This is a genomic window from Rhabdothermincola salaria, assembly GCF_021246445.1.
GTDB lineage: Bacteria > Actinomycetota > Acidimicrobiia > Acidimicrobiales > Acidimicrobilacustridaceae > Rhabdothermincola_A > Rhabdothermincola_A salaria.
In genome coordinates this window covers 1,901,193-1,915,298 of record NZ_JAJQXW010000001.1, presented here as the reverse complement: position 1 = coordinate 1,915,298, position 14,106 = coordinate 1,901,193, and the positions used below count along the sequence as shown (strand labels likewise).

Sequence of the window (14,106 nt, the reverse complement as noted above, 5' to 3'; positions counted from 1 at the left end):
GTCAGCCGGTGAAGGCGGGCACCAGGACCGGGGCGGGGGTGCGTCCGCCGGCACCGTCGCCGGGCTCGACGGGACCGGTCGGTCGGCCGGCGTCGGCCAGCTCCAACGCCACGGCACCGAGCGCGCCGGTCATCTCCGCGGCGATGTCGGCGTCGACGTTGGTCAGGTCGTCGCAGGCATCGTGGTAGCAGGCGTCGAAGTACTCGCCGGCGGTGCCGCCGAAGAGGGCGGCCTGCTCGGGGGTCTTGAGCTGGGTCGGGTTGCCACCGGCACCGGTGGTGAGGCCGCCGGTGGGGATGCCGGCCAGGGCGAAGGGGTAGTCGTCGGAGTTGCCGTTCCACGTGAAAGGCCAGACGGGCTTGCCGTCGGCGGCGAAGTGCTCGACGAACGCATCGGTGATGGCCTGGGACCCCGGGGCGTGTGCGGCGTCGGGGAACGCGGCCGGGTCGGTGACGCCTCGCATCCAGTTGGGCGAGCCGATCATGTCGACGTTGAGGTAGGCGACGATCGCCGTGAGCTCGGCCGGGGTGCGCGAGGCCACGTAGGCGGTGGACCCGAGCAGGGCGGGCGGGGTCTCTTCGGCCCCCCAGAAGGCGAAGCGGACGGTCCGATCGGTCGCCGGGTTCGTGGCCGCGAACCGTTCGGCGAGGGCCAGCACGCCGGCGGCACCCGAACCGTTGTCGTTGATGCCGGGTCCGTCGGGCACCGAGTCGAGGTGGCCACCCACGATCACCACCTCGTCGGTGGTTCCGGGCCAGTCGGCGAGCACGTTGTACGACGTGACCGGGCCGAGGTCGATGCCCGGGTCGAGCGCCATGCGCACGGTGTCGGTCTCGGCCAGCAGGGCCAGCTCGGTGGCGACGTCACCCGACACGGACATGGTGGCGAGCTGGATGTAGAAGGGCAGGCCGTCGAGGTCGAGGTCGTCCGGGGGTGCCCCGGCGCCGTCGCCCGGTGCGACCAGCACCCCGACGGCGTCGACCCGTCCGGCGTCGCCGACCTCGTCGAGCACGGGGCAGTCGGGGCTGGTGGCCACGAGCACGACGGTGCCGGCCGGCACCGCCTCCCATTGGTCGGCGTCGCAACCGTCCTCGACCACGTGGAGGTCGCCCTCGACGGCGATCGGTGAGTTGGGGAAGGGCATCTCGTAGTCGGTGCCCTCGACGTAGGTGCGAGCGGTGGGGGCGGTGCGCTCGACGACGGGCGCGGCGGCGCGGATGGGGGCGTCGGGGACGACGAACTCGTGGATCTCGGCCTCGAAGCCGGCCGCTTCGAGGCGCTGCACCACGTAGTCGACCGACGCCTGGTAGCCGGGCGTGTCGAAGGCCCGGGTGCCGTCGTTGGCATCGGCGATCGCCTGGAAGGCCTCGAGGTGGCCGGTGATGTCGGCCGCGCTCACGGCGTACGGGGGTGAGGCCTGCGCCTCGGCCTGCGGTCCGGTCCCGGCGAGCGCCCCCGGCGCCAGCGCGGCGACCACGGCGGCGATGGCGAGGGCGGACAGCGAGCGGTGGCGACGAGGGCCTGACATTCCGGCACCCTACTTCTGGGGTGCCTCGCCCCTGGCTGCGGGACAGGGGGGGGATCCCGCTCCTCGGCACGTCCGCAGGCTCCCGCCCGGGCCTGGTCGGGGTGCCCCGGGACCCGAGGCTCGGGGTGGGACCGGACAGGTCGCCCCGTGCCCCTGTTGTCCATGCCTCCGCGCCGCGGTTGCCACGCGCCGCCCGTGCTGTCCCGCCGCCGGCCCACCTCGTTGCCGTCCCACCTCGTTGCCGTCCCACCTCGCCGTCCGTGCCACCTGGCCGTGCGTCGCCATCTCGCTGTCCGTGCCGGCCGGGTCGGCCAGGAGTGTCCGAGGGGCCGGTGGCACCGGCCGTGGGACGATGCGGGGATGGGGGACACCACGAACCAGCAGAGCCCGGCCGAGTCGACCGGGGCGGCGTCCACGTCGCCCGCCGCGCCGCAGGGGGCGCCGACGCCCGCCGCCTATCCGCCCGAGCGGCACTTCCTGCGTGACCTCGACACCGCCACCTGGCAGGTGGACGCCGAGCGGTTGTTGATGTGCTCGCCGCTCACCGAAGGGGTGCGCAGCACCGGTGGGTCGGTGGCGTTGGGTCAGCTCGCCGCCCTGGTCGACATCGCCGGCGCCCCGGTGGCGCTCATCGCCGGGTCGCCGGACTGGACCGCCACCCAGGACATGTCGCTGCACGCCACCGGGTGGCTCACCGAGGGGCCGGTCGTCGTCGACGCCCGCCTGGTGCGAGCGGGGCGCAACACGGTGGTCGTGGGCGTCGACCTCTACGACGGGCACGGCACCGACGACCTCGAGGTCCTGCGCCGAGCGATCGACGCGGCCGTCGAGCAGGGGCCCGCACCCCGGTCCGACGGCGTCGGCGATTCGGGTGGCCACGACGTCGGCGATGGCGGCGATACCGGGCGTGGTGGCGATGCCGGGCGAGGCAGGGGCGCAGGTGAAAGCGATAGCGGTGGTACCGGCGGACACGGGGGTGGCCACGACGTCGGGGGCGTCGGCGAAACCGGTGCCGGGGACGGTGTCCCGACCCGCGTGGCCACGGGGCTGTTGACCTTCGCCCGCATCCCCCGGTCGGCCTCGGCGTCGGCCGGCAGCTTCGATCCCGCCGCGCTGGTGGGCCAGCACCGCTCCATGGAACCGCCCGAGCCGGTGGTGGGCACCCTGCTCGAGCGCATCGGCGTCGAGGTCGTCGATGCCAGCCGGGGCGTGGTGGAGATCGCCCACCACGACTACGTGCGCAACAGCTTCGGCACCATCAACGGTGGCGTGCTGGGCGCCGTGTTCCAGGCCGCCGCCGAAGCGATGTGCCCGGGGCTGGTGGCCACCGACGTGCAGATCCACTACCTGTCGCAGGTCCGCACCGGCCCGGCCCGCACGTCGGCCACCGTGTCGCGCGACGCGGCCGACCACCGCGTGGTCACGCTGCGGTGCGTCGATGCCGGCAACGATGGCCAGCTGCTGTCGCTGGCCTCGGTGGTACTCCAGCGCCCACCGGGCTGAGCCGTAGCGACCGCGCCGCGACCTCCTGGAGTGACCGGCCGGCCTGGCATGGTCACCGGGATGTCCGATGGCGCACCGCGCCACGGCGGGGCCGAGGGGACCCGAGATCCCGGATGGTCCGGGACCGAACCCGGTCGCCCGGGGTGTGGGTCGGCGTTGCCGACGGTCACGAACGTGGGCGGGAAGGCGGCGGTCACGCGGCCGGGGAGGGAGGTGCCGAGCGTGAAGGTGCGGTCCTGGCGCCAGCGGCGGGTGCCGGATCGGTCCCGTCCAGCCCACCGTGGGCGCCGACCCCAGCTGGCGTGGCCGGCCGGCGGCGGCTCGTTGTCAGCCGGTGTGGGCGCGGACGAAGGCGACCATCCGGTCGAGGGCGAGTCGGGCGTCGTCGAGATCGAGATCGAACTGGTACTCGTGCTCCAGCGCCGGCTGGTGGTCGCCGGGGAAGCGCAAGGCGTCGTGGACCACGCCTGCGGCCTCGAGCGCCCCGACGAGCTCGTCGCTCTGGGGGGCGAGGGGGTCGGCGTTGCCCACGGTGACGAACGCGGGAGGGAAGGCAGCCGTCACGTGGCCCGGCAGGGACGTGCCGAGCGTGAAGGCCTGGTCGAGGCGCCAGCGGCGGGTGCCGGCGTAGGCCCACATCACGGCGTCGAAGAACGGCCCGAACGGCGACGTGGGGTCGTCCATGGCGGCCACGTCGTAGATCCCGCAGCACAGCACGGTGGCGCGGAGATGGGCGGGGTCGATGGTGGTGCGGACGCCGAGCCGGCGGGCGAAGCGAGGGTCCGTGACGACGAGGGCGGCCTGAGCGGCGATGTGGGCGCCCGCCGAGTCGCCGGCGATGACCAGGCGGGTGGGGTCGACGTGGAGGCGGACGGGGTCGCGTCGCAGGTGGTCGAGCACGGCCACCACCTGGCGCACCGGGGTGGGGTGGTGGGCCCGGGGGGCGAGGGAGTATCGGGGGGCCACGACGCAGAAGCCGGCGTCGGCGAGGATCCGGAACCAGCCGGCCAGCTGCTCCTTGCTGCCACCCACGAACCCGCCGCCGTGCACCCACACCACCGTGGGCAGTTGGACGCCGGGGCCGGCCGAGCGGGCGGGCACGAAGATGTCGGCCACCTCCTCGGGACGCTCGCCGTAGGGCTCGTCGGGCCACACGACCACGTCGATCGGCGCGTGGCGGCGCAGCGTGGCAGTCGTCTCGGCCCCGGTCTGTTCGAAGAGCTTGCGGACGGCGAAGGCGATGGGGACCGGCGACACCTTGGCACTGGCCTTGAGCGCCCCGATCGTCGCGGCCAGCGCCGTGCGCTGGGCGGGCGAGGCGTCCGGGACCATCTCGGCCAGCATCGCCCTGGTGGAACCGATCTCGGGAGGCGACGCGTGCATGCCCGGACCGTAGGCGTCGGGCCGGCCGGGGCGGGCACCGGGGTGGCGATCGGGATGGCGATCGGGATGGTCAGTCGGCGAGGTCGAACGAGTAGGTGCCCTCGACCGCCCCGCCGAGGCGCTCGGGGCGGCCGCCCTCGAAGCGGCCGGTGCCGGAGGCGTCGACGAGGTCGCCGGTGCCGCCGAGGATCTCGAGGTCGGCCGACAGGGCGGCGTCGCTGGTGTCGGTGGCGGCCTGGGCCGAGCCGTCCATGCGCACCGCCAGGGTGCCGGCGTCGCCGAAGTCGAAGGTGATGAACCCGAAGAACTCGCCGCTGCCGTCGACGTAGTCGACGTTGCCCAGCATGTCGACGACCACGTCACCGTCGGTGATGGTGCCCGAACCGGTGCCGTCGCCCACGAGGTGGTTCCAGCCGTACACCACCTGGCCGTCGGGACCGGCCTGGTTGAGGTTGGTCTCGACGGAGCTCAGCACCGCCGCCACCGTCTGGTCGACCTCGGCCGGCTGCGCCCCCGAGGAGGCTCCTGCCCCGTTGCCGGTGGCCTCCGTGGTCGTGGTGGTGCCCTCGGCGCCGGCGTCGTCGTCGCTGCCGCAGGCGGCGAGCCCCAGCGAGCCGGCGGACAGCAGGCCGGCGGCGGCGAGGGTGGCGACCCGCCGGTTCGTCCACCCTCCTCGACGGGACCAGACCGGGGTCCTCGGTTCCGTCGCCGCCGCTGCCTCGGTTCCCACCACGAACGCCTCCTGGACCCATTGCGGGGTCGCCTCGATGAACCCGAGGGGCATCGGCGTGCCGTGGTGGCCCCTTGAGTCGCCCGGTCCGGAATGAGCCGCCCGGCCCAGGACGATCAGCCCGGAGGGAGCGCGGCGAGGATCAGGATCAGGAGGGTGAACAGCACGGCCAGCACGGCGAGGCCGGTGAGCGCCACGCTGATCCACGCGCAGATGGTGCCGGTGCGGATCTGGTCCGCACCCCCGAGCCACCCGCCCGAGGCCGCGATCTCCCGGCGCGCCCCGCGGGCGAGGACGAGCGCGACGATCGCCGGGATGATCCCGATGCCGTAGGCGCACATGAGCACGATGCTGGAGATCCCCAGCACCATGACCGCGGTGGCCTTCCCGGAGGTCTGCCCGGCCGGCTGGGTGCCATGGGCGGCCGGGCTTTCGTAGGCGGCCGGGCCTCCGTAGCCGGGTGGGCCCTGCTGCCCGCTCTGGTAGCGCGGTTGGCCGTGGTGGGCCTGACTCGTGGCGCCGGTCTGTCCGACGGAGCCCTCGGGGCGTCGAGGCTCGGGTGGCGGGTACCAGCGACCGTCGGAGGCCAGCCACCACCCGTCGGGTCGTCCTGGGTCGCTCACGTCGCCTCCCGCACGGGTCCAGGTGCGGTGGGGTGGGGCGCTGCCCCTCTCACCCGCCGCCACGGTCGACGATACTTCGCCGCCTCCGGCCGAGGGCGCAGCCAGCGGCATCGGTGCCCCCGGGCTCGTCCGGCCGCGTCTCGGGCTCGTCCGGCGCCGCCCCGGGGGGGGCTGCCCTGCGACGGGCCCGGCCGGGATCAGGCGGGGGCGACCTCGACGGGGACGCCGTTGACGGCGACGTTGTTGGAGAGTGGGTCGCAGAAGTCGGCGGGCAGCAGCTCGTTGCTGTTCACCCCGGCGTGCTCACGGGCGATCGACAGGCGGGTGCCGGCCTTGTCGTGGCCCCAGCCGTGGGGGAGGCACACCACGCCGGGCATCATCTCGTCGCTCACCTCCACGGGCACTTCGAGTGAACCGACCGACGACGTCACCTGGGCGGCCTCGCCGTCGGTGAGGCCGAGGCGCCCGGCGTCGTCGGGGTGGACGAGCAGTGTGCAGCGGTCCTTGCCCTTCACCAGGACCGTGATGTTGTGCATCCACGAGTTGTTGGAGCGCAGGTGGCGGCGGCTGACGAGCACGAGGTCGGGGCGCTCGGCGTCGAGGGCGGCGTCGAGGCGGTCGAGGTCGGCGACGATGTAGTCGGGGGCGAGACGGATGCGCCCGTCGGGGTGGCGCACGGCGCCGGCGGCCCGGGGGACCATGGGGCCGAGGTCCACGCCGTGGGGGTGGGCCTTCAGCTTCTCGAGGGTCCAGCCGTCGGGGGCCTCGCCGTAGCGGTCGCCCACCGAGCCGGTGCGGATCGACCAGTCGGTGAGGCGCTCGGGTCCCCGGGGCGGCGAGAGGGGCCGGGCCACCTCGGGGTCGATGCCCTTGGCCGCGCACAGCAGGTCGAACATGACGTCGTCGGTGGCCTGCACGTCGACGTCGTCGAGGCGCTGGCCCGACAGCAGGCCCTGCAGGGTGAGGAGGGTCTCCCAGTCCTCGGGCCACCCGTCGGGGTGGGGGAGCACCCGGTCGGACCAGCGGCCGATCTTGCGCACCGACCACGCCTGGTACATGGCGTCGAAGAACGGGGTCTCGAGGGCGGTGGTGCCCGGGAGGATGACATCGGCGTGGCGGCTGGTCTCGTTGACGTAGTTGTCGATGCTGATGAGGCACTCGAGCTGGGGGAGGGCGGCGTCGAGGTCGTTGGACTGCGGGGCCGACACCACCGGGTTGCCGGCCAGGATCACCAGGGCCTTCAGCTGGCCGTCGCCGGGGGTGGTGATCTCCTCGGCCATGAGGCCGACCGGGATCTGGTCGAGCACCTCGGGCACGCCGCGCACCCGGCTGTGCCACCGGCCGACCACGTCGGTGTCGGGCGGGGCCAGCGACGACATGACGGTGTTGATGGGGTCGGCGAACATCGAGCCACCCACCCGGTCGAAGTGGCCGGAGCAGATGGCCACGACGTCGATGAGCCAGGAAGCGAGGGTGCCGTACTCCTGGTTGCACAGTCCGATGCGGCCGTAGATCGCCGCACTGGGGGCATCGGCGAGCTGGTGGGCCAGGTCGCGGATCGCGTCGGCGGGCACCCCGGCGAGGTCCTCGACCCGTTCGGGCGGGTAGCGGCGGGCGATCTCGGTGACGCGGTCGAGTCCGTCGACGAGGTGGGCGACGGCGCCGGCATCGACGCGGTCCTCGTCGACGAGGACGTGCAGCACCGCCAGCAGCAGGGCGGCGTCGCCGCCGGGGCGGATGGGGATCCACTGGTCGGCCTTGGCCGCGGTGCCGGTGCGGCGGGGGTCGACCACGATGGTGCGCCCGCCGCGAGACCGGATGCGTTCGATCTCGCCCATGATGTCGGGGCAGGAGAACAGGCTGCCGTTGGACGCCTGGGGGTTGGCCCCGAAGACGACGAACAGGTCGGTGCGCTCGATGTCGGGCACCGGGATCAGCCAGGCGTTGCCGTAGAGGTGCAGCGACGCCACGTTGCGGGGCCAGGTGTCGATGGTGCCCGGCGAGTACCAGCGGCCGGTGGCGTTGATGAGGGCGCTGCCGTAGCGGCTGTAGGAGAAGTTGTGGGCCACCGGGTTGCCGATGTAGCTGGCGGTGGCCTCGGTGCCGTGGCGTTCGAGGACGCCGCCGATGAGCTCCTCGCAGCGGCGGAAGGCCTCGTCCCAGGTGGCCTCGCGGAAACTGTCGCCGTCACGGATGAGCGGGGTGCGCACGCGGTCGGGGTCCTCGTGCAGGCGGCCCAGGGCCGATCCCTTGGGGCAGATGAACCCCTTGGACCACGGGTCGTCGCGGTCGCCGCGGATGGTGCCGATGGTGCCCTCCGCGGTCACCGGGACGGTGAGCCCGCACATCGCCTCGCACAACGGGCAGGTCCGACCGTGCACCCGTTCGCCGTTCGGATCCCCTGACAGCAGCATCGCGTCGTCCCCCCCTGCTCGCGTGGCCGCCGGCGCGGCCTCGGCCACCCGCGAGTCTGGTGCACGCAAGTGCCTGGGTGCCCGGGTGCCCGGGTGCCCGGGTGCCGACGGTCTCGACGGTCGGTGTCCTGTCCGGCCAGGGCACTAGATGGCGCGGTGGGCGCGGACCGCGTGGCGGAAGGCGGTGGGCGTGGTCGCCGTCTCACGACGGAAGAACTTCACGAAGTTGGTGGGCTCGTCGAAGCCGAGGGAGCGGCTGATCGTCGAGACGGTGTCGTCGGTGTGGGCCAGGACTCGCTTGGCCTCCAACACGAGGCGAGCGACCACGACCTGTTTGGCCGAGACACCCGCCACCGCCTGGCAGGCTCGGTTGAGCGAGCGCGTCGAGCAGCCGAGATCGCGGGCGTAGGGCGCCACGAGGTGGCAACGGCGGAACCCCTCTTCCACCGCGGCGCGGTACGCGCGATGGCGCGACGACACCAGGGGATCGACCTGGCGGTCCGGCTCGGCGCCGGTGCCACCGAGGGCGAGACGCGCCATGAGCACCGCGACCTGCCGTTCGAGCAACCGGACCAGGTCGGCCGGGTGGGCCGCGGACCGGGTGTCGGCCTCGAGGCGAGCGAACAGCTCGGTGGTCGCCTGGGCGGCATCGTCGTCCAGGCGGACGTGGGTGGGCAGCGACCGGGCGTCCTCGGGCACCAGGTGGGTGTCGAGGATCAGCATCCATCCCTCCCACCGGCCGGGGGGACCGAAGCGGTGGACCTGCCCGGGGGAGATCACGAGGGCCGAGCCGCCGACGAGTCGGTGGGTCTCGAAGTCGACGACGTGGTCGTAGCTGCCCGACCGGACGAACAGCACGCACTGGAAGTCGACCCGTTCGAACCCCCGCTGGGGGTCCGACGCCACGCGCGCCCGGAGCTCGGCGGCGTCGATGATCTCGATGGCGAGCCGATAGTCCGCGTCGTGCGGGTGGTACCGGACCGCCACCACGTCGACCATGTCCGATTCTTACCATCATCGACCCTGGTTCTCACCTTGTCCGCGCGACGGATCCCTCGCATGCTCGTGTCGACGACGCGACGAGGGAGCACGACATGGACATCCGAGGTCTGGGCTACATCACGATCACGACCGCCGACCTGGGCGCGTGGCGGTCCTACGCCGAGAACCTGGGGGCGATGGTGGTCGACGGCGACGGCTGGCTGGGGCTGCGCTTCGACGACCGCCCGTTCCGGGTGATGGTCGTCGAAGGCACCGACGGGCTGGCCGCCGTTGGCTGGGAGCTGGCCGACGCGGCGGCGCTGGAGCGTGCCACCGCCGAGCTCAGGGCGGCTGGAATCACCATGACGGAGGCCTCGGCCCAGGACTGTGAGCGTCGCCGGGTGCGGGGGATGGTGCGGGCCACCGATCCGAGTGGATTCCCGCTCGAGCTGTTCCACGGGCCGATGCACGACCACCAGCCATGGGTGTCGCCGACCGGGGTCAGCCGCTTCGTGACGGGTGCCCTCGGGATGGGCCACATCGTGCTCGGGACCCCGGCCCTCGACGCCTCCTTGGCCTTCTACGTCGGGGTGATGGGCTTCCGCGTCAGCGACTACTGGCGGCCCGATGGCCACGACGTGGTCTTCCTGCGCTGCAACCGGCGCCACCACAGCCTGGCGCTGGTGCCGGCCGCGGAGCCGGCGCTGTACCACTTCATGGTGGAAGCGGGCACGCTCGACGACGTCGGCCGCACCATGGACCGACACCTCGATGCCGGGAGCGGCATCTCCATGGGCCTGGGTCGCCACACCAACGACGAGATGGTGTCGTTCTACAGCCGCTCGCCGTCGGGCTTCGACGTGGAGTTCGGTCACGGCGGGGTGCTGGTCGACGAGGCCACCTGGACCGTCGCCGAGATCACCGCGCCGAGCTCGTGGGGTCACCATCGCCCGGTGGGCTGACCGGGCGGGGCGTCGGGGGTGGTGGCCTTGTGGAGCCGTCGGAACGGGCGTAGGTGTGGGGGGATGGCATCGGCGACCGACCTCTCGCTCGACGGACGGCCGGTGCGTGGGCTGTTGATCGACATCGACGGTGTGCTCACCGTGTCGTGGGAGCCGATCCCGGGGGCGATCGACACCCTGGCCCGGCTCCGGCAGGCGGGCGTCCCGTTCCGGCTGCTCACCAACACCACGTCGCGCTCGCGCTCGTTGCTGGCCGAGACGTTGGTGGGCGCGGGGTTCGAGGTGCGCGACGCCGAGGTCCTCAACGCGCCGAGCGCCACGGCCGGCCACCTGCGGGGCCACCACCCGGGCGCCCGGTGCTGGGTGTTGAGCAGCGGTGACGTGGGAGAGGACCTCGAGGGCGTCACCGTGGTGGGCGGCGACGAGGCGGCCGACGTGGTGGTGCTGGGCGGCGCCGGGCCGGAGTTCACCTACGAGGCGGTGGACCACGCCTTCCGGCTGCTCACGAACGGCGCCGCGCTGGTGGCCATGCACCGCAACCTCACCTGGAAGGTGGCCGAGGGCCTCGCCCTCGACAGCGGCGCCTACGTGGCCGGCCTGGAGGCGGCGGCCGGGGTGGAGGCGACGGTGGTGGGCAAGCCGTCGCCGGCGTTCTTCGATGCCGCCCTCGCCGAGCTGGACCTCGACGCCGGCGAGGTGGTGATGGTGGGCGACGACATCGACGCCGATGTGCTCGGCGCCCAGGGCGCCGGGGTGCGGGGCGTGCTGGTGCGCACCGGGAAGTTCCGCCCCGACGTGCTCGACGGCGCGAGCGGCCGTCCCGACGCCGTCATCGACTCGATCGCCGACCTGACGGTCCTCCTCGACGGCGGCCGCCCCGCGAGGTGACCCTCGGACGCCGCACCCGACGGGTCGCTCGCCCCTCGGCCGGCGCGCCGGGCTGATCCCCCCCACGGCCACCCGCCGCAGACGCGGTCGGTCCCCGACCGGACGCCGGACCCATCTCGGCCGGCCTCGGCTGCCGCGGCGTCGCGCGTGGAGTGCCTCCAGCCCCAGAGCGGTGTGCGCACGTGGTGGCTCATGGAGGTGGGGAGGTGTCGCCGCCCGGTGGTGCCCTCTGGCTCTGGCTCTGGCTCTGGCTCGGGGTGCGGCTGCGGCACCGGCACCGGCACCGGCACCGGCTCTGGATCTGAGACCGGGCCCGGGCCCCTCTGCTCGTCGTGGGCCCGAACCTCGTCCGGTCGAGGGTCAGGTGGTGTCGACCGGGCGGAGCCGGAAGACCGGGACCACATGGCCGGCGCGGCGCTCGTAGGTGGTGATGCGGGGCCACACGTCGGTCAGGTGGGGCCACAGGGCGGACCGTTCCTCGCCCGCGAGCTCCTCGGCCACCACGTCGAGGCGTCGCCGCCGGTGGGTGATCGTCGCTCGGGGGTCGGCTCGCAGGTTGGCCACCCAGTCCGGCGCGCGGGCCTGGCCGCCGGCGCCCCCCACGACCAGCAGTGGCCCACCCTGGCTCTGGCTCTGGCTCTGGCTCTGGCTCTGGCTCTGGCTCTGGCTCTGGCTCTGGCTCTGGCTCTGGCTCTCGCGCTCGCCGTCGCCGTCGCCTTTGTGCTCGCCGTCGCCGTGGTCGTCGCCGGGATGGCGTCTGGCGTGGTCGTTGTCGTTGTCGTTGTCGTTGTCGTCGCCGTTGTGGTTGTCGTCGGGATGGGGGCTGGCGGGGTCGGGATCGGGGTCGGTCTGGCGGTGGAGGCCGAGGCCGACTGCGGGGTCAGCGTCGGTCACGCGGTCGGGGCCGAGGCCGACCGTGGGGTCGGGGGTGCAGGCCAGGGGCGTACGACGTTCGAGCCCGCTGCGGCGCCCGACGGTGTGCAGCACCAAGACGTCGGTGCGGAACAGGGCGGCCAGGAAGCTGGTGCCGAACCGGCGGATCTGGGCCACCTCGAGGGGCGTGGTCAGACGACGCAACCGGCCCAGCCGGTCGTAGCGGTTCCGGTGGGGGCGGCCGACCACGTCCACGAGTCTGGTGCCTGCTTCCCGCAGGCGTCGACCGACAGGCCCGTCGCCGGCCCCGGCACCGGGCCATCCCCCGGGCCCGGGACATCCCGCTCGTCGGCAGTTGCCTGGTTCGTAGAGTGAGGCCATGACCGAGGGCGAGAGCCAGGACTGGACCGTCGATCAGCGCCGGCGCATCGAGGAGCTCATCGACACCTACCGGCAGGCCATGCACGACGTGGTCGACGGGCTGACCGAGGAGGAGGCCCGGCGTCACCTCGTGCCGTCGGCGACGACGCTGCTCGGCCTCGTGTCGCACGCCATCTTCTTCGAGGCCGTCTGGTTCGACCAGGCGATCACCGGGCGGTCCTACGCCGAGATCGGCATCCCGGACACCGTCGACGCGTCGTTCGCGCCGCCCGAGAGCGACACGATCGCCACGGTGCAGGCGGCGTACCGGCAGCGCTGGGAGACCTCGCGCACCAACCTGGCCGGCCTGCGCGACGACGACGTGGTCGCCGGGCGAGGAGAGCGCCCGGTGTGGGCCCTCCGGCTCCAGGTGCTGCGGGAGCTGGCCCAGCACGTCGGCCACGCCGAGATCCTGCGCGAGCAGGTCCTCGCTGCCCGAACCCGCTGATGCCCTGACCGGGAACCCGGCGGCGTCCACCAGGCAGGCCCGGCTCGTCGCGGGGCCTTCGTCTGTTCCCAGAGGATGCGCGGGACGGACCTCGGCCTTGGCGGCCTGAGGGCTCGACAGGCTGTCGGGAGGGACGGACCGACCGGCTGTCGCTCGGGTTGGGTCGAAGGCTGATGGGGCCGAAGGCTGCTGGGCTGGTGAGCCCGGGCTCGGGCCTGGTGGTCAGCCTTCGTCGGTGTCGGGACGGGTGGCGTCCCACATGTCGAGGAAGCGGTGCAGCGACCGGGTGGCCGCCTCGACGTCGCCGGAGGCGACGGCCTCGAGGAGCAGGCCGCGGCTGACGGCGACACCCAGGCGCAGCTCGTCGCGGTCGGTGCGGGCGTCGAGGTCGGTGGCCAGCCGCTCGGCGAGGTCGAGCCACGGCTCGGTGAGGTGGTCGAGGAAGCCCTCGGTGCCGGGGCGATCGTGCAGCGCCAGGGCCAGCACCTCGAAGAAGAGCAGTACGAAGGGTCGCGTCGCCGGGTCCGACAGCTGGGCCCACTGGGCTTCGATCAGCTGGCGAGGGGAGGCCGCCTCGGTGCTCAGCGCCTCGAGGGCCTGTCGTTGGCGGTCCTCCATCGACTCGACCACGGCCGCCACCAGGCCCTCGCGGCTGGAGAAGTGGTAGAGGAGCATGCGGTGGCTGGTGCCCACGGAGCCAGCCAGCTCCCGCAGGCTGACGTCGCTGAGCCCGTGGGCGGCCACGTGGTCCATGACCCGGCTGAGGAGCTCGGCGCGTGCGGTGCTCATGGTGCGGTTCCTCGTCTCGGTCGGCCCTTGTCAGGAAGTGTACCAAATGGTACAACTACCGCATGATCAGGAACGAGATCGAGATCAGCGCCCCGCCGGCGACCGTGTGGGCGCTCACCGCCGACGTCGCACGCTGGCCCGAGCTGAGCCCCGACACCATGCGGTCGGTGGAGCGCGGCGAGCCCGGCTCGTTGGCGGTCGGGTCCACGGCGCGGATCCGCCAGCCGGCCCAACCGGTTCGGGTGTGGACCGTCACCCGTCTGGATCCCGAACGCTGCTTCGAATGGGCGACGACGGTGGCCGGAGCGACCATGACGGCCCGCCACCTGCTGGAGCCCACCCCGCAAGGCGGTTGCCGCAACACCCTGGAGGTGGAGGTCACCGGCCGGGGTGCCGGGCTGATCGGTCGCCTCGTCCGGCGGCCCATCGCCAAGGCCATCGCCAAGGAGAACCTCGGGTTCAAGCAGGCGGCAGAGGACGCGCCGCGCGTCGACGAGCGGTCAGCCACCTCTCCCCTGGAGGCGTAGAGACTCGTCGAGTCGGACCGCCCGGCGGGTCTGGGGG

Annotated in this window: 13 protein-coding genes; 5 read left to right on the top strand and 8 right to left on the bottom strand. The window is 73.4% G+C overall.

The features are described from left to right. Position 1: 1 nt before the first annotated feature. Positions 2-1,528 (bottom strand): M20/M25/M40 family metallo-hydrolase, encoded by a 1,527-nt coding sequence (locus tag LUW87_RS08915; RefSeq protein WP_232670789.1) that lies wholly within the window; start codon positions 1,526-1,528, stop codon positions 2-4. Between the two features lie 360 nt (positions 1,529-1,888). Between LUW87_RS08915 and LUW87_RS08910 the strand changes: the two genes are divergently transcribed. Continuing rightward, positions 1,889-3,031, top strand: coding sequence for a hotdog family protein (locus LUW87_RS08910; protein WP_232670897.1), 1,143 nt, complete (start codon positions 1,889-1,891; stop codon positions 3,029-3,031). Positions 3,032-3,358: 327 nt separating this feature from the next. On the opposite strand, the gene LUW87_RS08905 is transcribed toward LUW87_RS08910, so the two are convergent. The 5 genes from LUW87_RS08905 to LUW87_RS08885 form a co-directional block, all read right to left on the bottom strand. Then, the gene (locus tag LUW87_RS08905; RefSeq protein WP_232670788.1) at positions 3,359-4,414 is read right to left on the bottom strand and encodes an alpha/beta hydrolase; all 1,056 of its coding nucleotides are present in this window, start codon (positions 4,412-4,414) and stop codon (positions 3,359-3,361) included. Between the two features lie 70 nt (positions 4,415-4,484). Beyond that, on the bottom strand, positions 4,485-5,198 hold the full coding sequence (locus LUW87_RS08900; RefSeq protein ID WP_232670787.1) for a hypothetical protein: 714 nt from the start codon (positions 5,196-5,198) through the stop codon (positions 4,485-4,487). A 62-nt stretch (positions 5,199-5,260) separates the two neighbouring features. Further along, a complete protein-coding gene (locus LUW87_RS08895) occupies positions 5,261-5,767 on the bottom strand; it encodes a hypothetical protein (protein ID WP_232670786.1) in 507 nt (168 codons plus the stop codon). A 197-nt stretch (positions 5,768-5,964) separates the two neighbouring features. After that, entirely contained in the window at positions 5,965-8,181 is a 2,217-nt protein-coding gene (locus tag LUW87_RS08890; protein WP_232670785.1) for a molybdopterin oxidoreductase family protein, read from the bottom strand. A gap of 144 nt (positions 8,182-8,325) precedes the next feature. Beyond that, positions 8,326-9,180, bottom strand: a complete 855-nt coding sequence (locus LUW87_RS08885) for an AraC family transcriptional regulator (protein ID WP_232670784.1) — start codon at positions 9,178-9,180, stop codon at positions 8,326-8,328. 95 nt (positions 9,181-9,275) lie between these two features. Here LUW87_RS08885 and LUW87_RS08880 point away from each other — a divergent pair, with 95 nt between their 5' ends. Both LUW87_RS08880 and LUW87_RS08875 read left to right on the top strand, forming a co-directional pair. Continuing rightward, a complete protein-coding gene (locus LUW87_RS08880; RefSeq protein WP_232670783.1) occupies positions 9,276-10,124 on the top strand; it encodes a VOC family protein in 849 nt (282 codons plus the stop codon). Between the two features lie 63 nt (positions 10,125-10,187). Next, positions 10,188-11,012 carry a TIGR01458 family HAD-type hydrolase gene (locus LUW87_RS08875; RefSeq protein WP_232670782.1) on the top strand — a complete coding sequence of 275 codons (825 nt, stop codon included), beginning with the start codon at positions 10,188-10,190 and terminating at the stop codon, positions 11,010-11,012. 360 nt (positions 11,013-11,372) lie between these two features. On the opposite strand, the gene LUW87_RS08870 is transcribed toward LUW87_RS08875, so the two are convergent. Then, positions 11,373-12,134, bottom strand: a complete 762-nt coding sequence (locus tag LUW87_RS08870) for a nitroreductase/quinone reductase family protein (RefSeq protein WP_232670781.1) — start codon at positions 12,132-12,134, stop codon at positions 11,373-11,375. 130 nt (positions 12,135-12,264) lie between these two features. Between LUW87_RS08870 and LUW87_RS08865 the strand changes: the two genes are divergently transcribed. Further along, a complete protein-coding gene (locus tag LUW87_RS08865) occupies positions 12,265-12,753 on the top strand; it encodes a mycothiol transferase (RefSeq protein WP_232670780.1) in 489 nt (162 codons plus the stop codon). A gap of 222 nt (positions 12,754-12,975) precedes the next feature. Here LUW87_RS08865 and LUW87_RS08860 read toward each other — a convergent pair whose 3' ends face one another. Further along, a complete protein-coding gene (locus LUW87_RS08860) occupies positions 12,976-13,542 on the bottom strand; it encodes a TetR/AcrR family transcriptional regulator (RefSeq protein ID WP_232670779.1) in 567 nt (188 codons plus the stop codon). Between the two features lie 62 nt (positions 13,543-13,604). Here LUW87_RS08860 and LUW87_RS08855 point away from each other — a divergent pair, with 62 nt between their 5' ends. Continuing rightward, the gene (locus LUW87_RS08855; RefSeq protein ID WP_232670778.1) at positions 13,605-14,069 is read left to right on the top strand and encodes an SRPBCC family protein; all 465 of its coding nucleotides are present in this window, start codon (positions 13,605-13,607) and stop codon (positions 14,067-14,069) included. Positions 14,070-14,106: the final 37 nt, after the last annotated feature.

Excerpts from the sequence above, each read along its gene's own strand:
- LUW87_RS08915 (WP_232670789.1), bottom strand. The coding sequence starts at position 1,528 with ATGTCAGGCCCTCGTCGCCACCGCTCGCTGTCCGCCCTCGCCATCGCC.
- LUW87_RS08910 (WP_232670897.1), top strand. The coding sequence starts at position 1,889 with ATGGGGGACACCACGAACCAGCAGAGCCCGGCCGAGTCGACCGGGGCG.
- LUW87_RS08905 (WP_232670788.1), bottom strand. The coding sequence starts at position 4,414 with ATGCACGCGTCGCCTCCCGAGATCGGTTCCACCAGGGCGATGCTGGCC.
- LUW87_RS08900 (WP_232670787.1), bottom strand. The coding sequence starts at position 5,198 with ATGCCCCTCGGGTTCATCGAGGCGACCCCGCAATGGGTCCAGGAGGCG.
- LUW87_RS08890 (WP_232670785.1), bottom strand. The coding sequence starts at position 8,181 with ATGCTGCTGTCAGGGGATCCGAACGGCGAACGGGTGCACGGTCGGACC.
- LUW87_RS08885 (WP_232670784.1), bottom strand. The coding sequence starts at position 9,180 with ATGGTCGACGTGGTGGCGGTCCGGTACCACCCGCACGACGCGGACTAT.
- LUW87_RS08880 (WP_232670783.1), top strand. The coding sequence starts at position 9,276 with ATGGACATCCGAGGTCTGGGCTACATCACGATCACGACCGCCGACCTG.
- LUW87_RS08875 (WP_232670782.1), top strand. The coding sequence starts at position 10,188 with ATGGCATCGGCGACCGACCTCTCGCTCGACGGACGGCCGGTGCGTGGG.
- LUW87_RS08865 (WP_232670780.1), top strand. The coding sequence starts at position 12,265 with ATGACCGAGGGCGAGAGCCAGGACTGGACCGTCGATCAGCGCCGGCGC.
- LUW87_RS08860 (WP_232670779.1), bottom strand. The coding sequence starts at position 13,542 with ATGAGCACCGCACGCGCCGAGCTCCTCAGCCGGGTCATGGACCACGTG.
- LUW87_RS08855 (WP_232670778.1), top strand. The coding sequence starts at position 13,605 with ATGATCAGGAACGAGATCGAGATCAGCGCCCCGCCGGCGACCGTGTGG.